Genomic DNA, 6,391 nt, shown 5'->3' with positions numbered 1-6,391 from the left:
TTGCGGCAATCGCGAGAAAGCATCGCGGCACAAAGAAAAAGGCGATCAGTAGATTCACATGGAAATCACAACGACCGCTTTTAAGAGCCTGACCATCTCCGCTGCATGTCTGGCATGGGGTCGTTGACCGAACGTCGGCTTTCTCGGTTTCTCGGCCAGAACCGGACAGTCAGCAGACGGCCCCTTACCTGTGATCCTCACGGTTTCGTTTTTCCTGCGGCCAATCAAGGCCGAGGAGAACTCAAATGGGTCATTCTCAATTTGATGAAGCTAGCCGCCAGCATTCAGCTTGGAACGCCGGCAAACAGGTTGGGACAAAGCGCCCGCTAATGCAGATGCATATCTGGGCGATCCGGTTTTTCCTTGATCGCGAACGACGCATCCGGGACCGAGCCCTGTTCGATCTGGCGATCGATAGCAAGCTTCGCGGCTGCGGACTGGTCAAAATCCGGATTCGGGATGTGGTTGTCGGACCGGAGATCAGAACTCGCGCGATCGTCGTTCAGCAAAAGACGGGGCGGCCCGCCCAGTTCGAGATCACCAGCGACGTACGAGCGAGCCTTCTGGCTTGGCTCGAACGGCGCGGCGGCACCGTTGAGGATTATGCTTTTCCGAGCCGGGTCGATCACGCGAACCACATGAGCACAAGGCAGTATGCCCGACTAGTTGATGAGTGGGTGACCGCATCGGTCTACGTTCGGAAGAGTATGGCACACATTCGCTCCGTCGAACCAAGGCGTCGATGATCTACAAAGCAACGGGCAACATCCGTGCCATCCAGATACTGCTCGGTCATTCCAAGATTGAGAACACGGTTCGGTATCTTGGTGTCGACGTCGAGGACGCGCTGTTCCTGGCAGAGCGGACCGAAATTTGACGTTGGGCGGTCATCCGACGAAAACGCGGATGGCCGCTTTTAATGCGCAGGGCGGCGTGCCTGTCATGCTGCTGAGGGGCGGAAAGCGGACCGGCGGGTTTTGGGCAACTACACTAGCTAGGCTGCCATCGTTGGTTAGCAGCTTCGCAGGCAAGGTGGCACCATCAGGGAGTTTGCGCTTTGCTCAGACCGGCAACATTTCAGCTGACGTGTCTAATGGGAACCTGGAGGCATGCAACTTCCTCTCCGCAGGTGGCTTAGAGACCTTAATTGCTGTCACCGCCCAGAGCCGGTATCGCAAATTACCAGGCAAATCAGGTTTCATAAGGCGCGGACCGATTGTACTCCTGGCGCACGATAAGCCGTGCGCTGTGCTGCCCGCGCAGATGTGTCCAAATCCAACTCCAGGCAACGGCAGCGCGGCTTCGGGCCCCGATTAGGAAGTAGATGTGAGCGATACCCCAGATCCACCATGCAATCCGGCCGCGAAGTCTAATCCGTCCCATATCAATGACTGCGGATCCACGACCAATGGTCGCCAGATCGCCCAAATGGCGGTAGTGAAACGGCTTGGGTGCGGGCATCTTTCGCAGCCGAGCACGCAGAACGCGAGCAACGTGCTTTCCTTGTTGCTTTGCTGCCGGAGCGATTCCGGGAACGGGACAACCGTTCTCCCCCATCACTGACGCGGTGTCGCCAATTACAAAGATATCCGGCCGGTCGGGCAGGTGAAGATTGGCATCAACCGTTACGCGGCCTACGCGGTCGCAGTCAGCGTGTAGCCACCGATGTGCTGGCGACGCGGAGACGCCAGCGGCCCAGATTGCCGTTCGGCAGGCGATAAATTCATCCCCCAGCCTTAGCCCTTCCTCAGAGCACTCGGTGACAGGAACGCCGCATCGCACTTCCACGCCGCACTTGGCTAGCGCCTGCAATGCATATTCAGATAGATCCTCGCGAAAGGTCGGAAGCACACGCGGGCCTGCCTCGATCAACAGTACTCTTGCCTCGCGCGTGTCGATCCGCCTGAACTCTCGCCGCATCGCGATTTTTGCCAGTTCCGCGATCGTGCCCGCCAATTCCACCCCCGTCGGTCCGCCACCGATCACACCGAAGGTCAGAAAAGCCCTGCGCTTAGCCGGATCAGGCTCCCTTTCGGCGCGCTCAAATGCGATCAAAATCCGCTCGCGGATGGTCGTTGCGTCTTCTAGTGACTTCAGGCCCGGTGCGAACTCTTCCCATTGGTCATTTCCAAAATAGGCATGGCGAGCGCCGGTGGCGAGGACGAGACTGTCGTAGGCTACCGGTGTACCATCCTCCAGTATGACAGCTTTCTTGTCAGCTTTTACGTCGATCACTGACGCCAGAATGGTCGTCACATCCGTTCGACGCTCGAACAATCCACGGATAGGCCATGCGATCTCCGACGGAGCAAGGATCGACGTCGCCACCTGGTATAGAAAAGGTTGAAAAAGATGGTGATTGCACTGATCGATCAGCGTGATTTGCACGCCGCTTGACGACAACGCCCGAACAACTTCAAGACCTGCAAAACCAGCCCCGACAACAACAACATGGTGGCGCTTCATCAACGAAGCTTCGGACATAGTGCATCTCCAATCTCGCCGGACCTATCGAGGGGTGCGCAACGCGTCAAGGAGCCCTTAGGGATAGTGGTGCTCTGCGCAAAGTCACCCGTTTTGTTCCCGATGTCTCCGGTTGTCAGGTAGGATGCTTCGGTGCATGGGGGCGACGCTACGGGAACTTGCCTCGCCAACGGTCGTTAGCCTTCTGTAAGGAGGCCTATCATGGATGAGATACTGGAAACCTTGCGGACTATCACTGCCGCGATGCTGCTCGGAACCATCATCCTAGTTGCCTTTCTCGGCGGCTGTGCAGCGCTTTTGATAGTCAACTAACCCTTCGGAAATCCTTTAACTGAACAATCGCCCCCGCCGGCCGTAGCTAGTGGGGCGCTTTTTGTTTTTAGAAAGGCCAGATTCACCAAGCTACGACAATTAGAACAATGGCGAGCAGTACGACATGCCTCACCCGCGAAGAACGGGTTGATGGTGGTTCCCTATGACGCATCACGTACTTGTAAAGAGGCTATTAGCGAATTGCTCCACCTTCGTTGTCCCATCTGTCCAAGGAACCCTTCAGGGCGGGCATATCGAAATCTATGTTGAGGCCGGCGGTAAGGGCTTCACTGGTGATGACATCGGCAAGATCCGCATCCGAAATCCCAAGATCGGGGAAGATGCGTCTGATTGCGTTCATCGAATGCGGGAGCGCAAAGGGCTGGTCGCCGGCTTTGCGCTCGTTCAGGAAGTTTCCAATAGCCGCCCTCACATCCGGGGGAGCAGAGATCGCAGCGTTCATGGAGGTGTCTGCTTCGAGCGATGGTGATTCTGTTTCAGCGATCGCTACGTCTCGATGTTCCCACGCCCCGCTGCCCAAAGGTGGCAGGGCTTGTTTTGTGTTTGCGAAACGTCGTTGATGGGGTGGAGAGCGGACGGTCGGCTTTTGGTTTGCTAAAGTCCAAAATGATTGTCGGGCGGCAGATCTAGCCGCCCGACGACCCACCATTAGCCGATTAGGCGCAGACGGGCATTTTCGAAAGCGTAGCCGTCATCATCGCGAGCACGGCGTGACAACTCCTGAAAGCCGAGTCTGGTGTAGAAATTCACGGCTTGCTGATTGTCGGTGTAAACCTCAAGCTCTAGTTCACCTTTAAGGTTGAGAGCATGTGAGATAAGCTGACGACCGATACCAAGCCCTTGCTGGGCTGGAGAAACGAAGATTCCTCCGATGAAAGTATCGAGCAGGCTGATAAAGCCGCTGGGCTCCTCGTCAACGCACGCCACCCAAGTCTCGGCATTAGGCAAATACTGATCTTCGATCAGCGATCGTTGCTCAAGCAAGCGCTGTTCGCCGATAAAAGGATGAGCCAATAGGGATGCATCGAGCCAGATGCGCGATAGCTTTTTCAAATCGCGTTCCGGCGCATAGGGCCGGATTACGACGACATGGTTCTTCATGAGAATTCCAAAGAAGAGATATGCAAAGGGGTCCGGCAACCAAATGCTGGTGCCAAGTGAAGCCGCAATTTGCGGTCGGATCACAAGCCTCTGCGCATAAATCTCCTTCTGTTATCTGTCCGCTTCTAGGTCGGGAGCAAAGCACGGTCAATGACCGAAATGGCGTCGTTGGCTGAATGTCGGCTTTCTCAATGTCACGGTCGGAACCGGACAGTCCGCTATCGGCCCCCCAAGCCGAACTTCAGATGCTGGAAGATCGGCGGGGTTGGCAGCTTCGTTGACACCTAACCGGCCGAAGAGGCAAACTCACGAGCCGCCTGAATGAACGCTGTGAAGGCGGCAGGCGGGTTCTTTCGGGCGGGGTAGTAGAGCGCCAGCGGCGGCAGGCTGGGGGTCCAGTCTGCTAAAACCTGAACCAGCCTGCCGGCGGCGATGTCCGCTCGGGCTTCCGCCTCCATAACGTAACCCAGCCCGACGCCGTTCTGTGCGGCGATCCGAACGAGGCTCGGCTCATCGAGGGTCAGCGAGCCCTGCACGTCGATCTGGACAGCGTCTCCTTCCTTCTCGAAACGCCATCTGAAGATGGCGTTGTTCGGAAGGCGCGCGCGCAGGCAGCGAAAGCGATAGAGGTCAGTGGGCACATTCGGTTTTCCGTGCTTGGCCAGAAACTCGGGTGACCCCACGACCGCGTGCTGACGATGCAGGCCCAGAGGAACGGCGATCATGTCGATCGGCACGAGGTCGACCGGCCTCAGACCAATGTCGAAGCCGGCGGCGACGATGTCGACAAGCTTTCCTTCGGTGACCAAATCGATGTGCACTTGCGGATAGCGCCGCAGAAAGGGAAGCATCAGGGGCGCCAACACCTCGCGGGCTGCCGACGCGAATGCGTTGATGCGCAGCGTGCCGGATGGCGTCTCCTGAAGCGCCTGGGCGGCCAGCATGGCATCGTGGATATCCGTCATCGCTGGCCCGACCCGCTCGACAAATGTCCGCCCCGCGTCGGTGAGGGATACACTCCGGGTGGTCCGATTGAACAGCCGGATGCCCAGGCGCTGCTCCAGCTTTGCGATGGCATTGCTGAGCGCAGTCGCCGACATGCCGAGATCGAGGGCCGCGGCGCGAAACGAGCCGTGGCGGACGACGCCGAGTACGGCATCGATGTCAGATAGGATGTCTCGCGTCATTGTCCTGATTTTCGTGATGCCTCATCCCTATCTATCCCAATTATCGGATCATTCGTCGAGCCGTAGATTATCTCCTGCCAGCGCACATGGGCTGGCCCCGGCGAGCAAAGCACGGGGAAACACAGGAGAAACAAGATGACCATCAAGTTGCCTTCGAGCATCCAGGCCTACTTCGATGCCGACAACGCTCGCAGCCCCGACGCCGTCGCCGCGGCCTTCACCGACGATGCTGTCGTCCGGGACGCGGGCGAAACCCGCGTCGGCCGAGACTCCATCCGGCGTTGGAAGGTCGAGACCGACCAGAAATACTCGTACACTCTGACCGAGCCCTTTCTCATCAGCACCGAGAACGGAAAGACCCAGGTAACGGGCCGTGTGTCTGGCGACTTCCCCGGAAGCCCCGTCGATCTGCGGTACTTCTTCGTTCTCAACGGCGACAAGATCGCAGATCTGGAGATCACGGTATGAGCCCATTCCTGACGCTTGAAGGCCGCCGTGCCCTGATCACCGGCGGGACGATGGGCGCCGGTGCGGCGACCGTTGCGCTCTTCCGGGACCTAGGTGCGCGCGTGTTGACCACCGCGCGGACCAAGCCCGCAGACTTCGCCGGCGCCGCCTTCGTCGCGGCGGACCTCACAACGAGGGAGGGTGTCGAAACGGTCGTGGATGCAGTGCAGCGGGAACTGGGCGGGCTCGACATTCTCGTCAACGTCCTGGGCGGCTCCTCCGCGCCCTCCGGCGGCTTTGCAGCGCTCAATGATGCCGACTGGGACAAGGAGTTCAACTTGAACTTCTTCCCGGCAGTCAGGCTGGATCGTGCCCTGATCCCCGGCATGCTGGCTCAGGGAAAAGGCGTCGTCATTCATGTGACCTCGATCCAGGGCCGATTGCCGCTGCCTCAGGCTACCACCGGTTACGCTTCTGCCAAGGCCGCGCTCAATACCTACAGCAAGAGCCTTTCCAAGGAGGTCTCGCCGAAAGGCGTTCGCGTCGTGCGGGTGTCTCCCGGCTGGATCGCCGATCCGGGCAAGAACGGTCTGGCACTCCGCATCGCAGAAGAGTCCGGCATCGGCTACGACGACGCGGTGCAGGTGATCATGGACACACTCGGCGGCATTCCACTTGGACGACCGGCTGCTCCGGGGGAGGTTGCCGACTTCATTGCGTTCCTGGCTTCCGACCGAGCGTCCTCCATAACCGGCACGGAGCATGTGATTGACGGCGGAACTGTTCCGACCGCCTAACAGCCAGCCGTCGATTACTGCTGTCTGAAAGCGAACAGCGTC

At 58.6% G+C, this 6,391-nt stretch carries 6 protein-coding genes and 1 pseudogene; 3 read left to right on the top strand and 4 right to left on the bottom strand.

The annotated features are described in order from the left end of the window. The first annotated feature begins 245 nt into the window (after positions 1 to 245). Positions 246 to 877, top strand: a pseudogene (locus AAFN55_RS25725) (tyrosine-type recombinase/integrase). A gap of 314 nt (positions 878 to 1,191) precedes the next feature. On the opposite strand, the gene AAFN55_RS25720 reads toward AAFN55_RS25725, so the two are convergent. From AAFN55_RS25720 to AAFN55_RS25705, 4 genes are all read right to left on the bottom strand, one after another. Then, entirely contained in the window at positions 1,192 to 2,466 is a 1,275-nt protein-coding gene (locus tag AAFN55_RS25720; RefSeq protein ID WP_347801861.1) for an NAD(P)/FAD-dependent oxidoreductase, read from the bottom strand. A 523-nt stretch (positions 2,467 to 2,989) separates the two neighbouring features. Continuing rightward, positions 2,990 to 3,259: a hypothetical protein gene (locus AAFN55_RS25715; protein ID WP_347801844.1), complete on the bottom strand. Its 270-nt coding sequence runs from the start codon at positions 3,257 to 3,259 to the stop codon at positions 2,990 to 2,992. A gap of 206 nt (positions 3,260 to 3,465) precedes the next feature. Then, positions 3,466 to 3,918, bottom strand: a complete 453-nt coding sequence (locus tag AAFN55_RS25710) for a GNAT family N-acetyltransferase (protein WP_347801843.1) — start codon at positions 3,916 to 3,918, stop codon at positions 3,466 to 3,468. Between the two features lie 284 nt (positions 3,919 to 4,202). Continuing rightward, a complete protein-coding gene (locus AAFN55_RS25705; protein WP_347801842.1) occupies positions 4,203 to 5,105 on the bottom strand; it encodes a LysR family transcriptional regulator in 903 nt (300 codons plus the stop codon). Positions 5,106 to 5,240: 135 nt separating this feature from the next. Here AAFN55_RS25705 and AAFN55_RS25700 point away from each other — a divergent pair, with 135 nt between their 5' ends. Both AAFN55_RS25700 and AAFN55_RS25695 read left to right on the top strand, forming a co-directional pair. After that, positions 5,241 to 5,573 (top strand): nuclear transport factor 2 family protein, encoded by a 333-nt coding sequence (locus AAFN55_RS25700; protein WP_347801841.1) that lies wholly within the window; start codon positions 5,241 to 5,243, stop codon positions 5,571 to 5,573. After that, positions 5,570 to 6,349 carry an SDR family oxidoreductase gene (locus AAFN55_RS25695; protein ID WP_347801840.1) on the top strand — a complete coding sequence of 260 codons (780 nt, stop codon included), beginning with the start codon at positions 5,570 to 5,572 and terminating at the stop codon, positions 6,347 to 6,349. Before AAFN55_RS25700 ends, AAFN55_RS25695 begins: the two co-directional genes overlap by 4 nt. Positions 6,350 to 6,391 lie beyond the last annotated feature (42 nt).

The sequence above is a fragment of the Mesorhizobium sp. CAU 1732 genome, assembly GCF_039888675.1.
Lineage (GTDB): Bacteria > Pseudomonadota > Alphaproteobacteria > Rhizobiales > Rhizobiaceae > Aerobium.
Note: the sequence above shows the minus strand (reverse complement) of the source record. Positions and strands in the feature narration are given on the sequence as shown.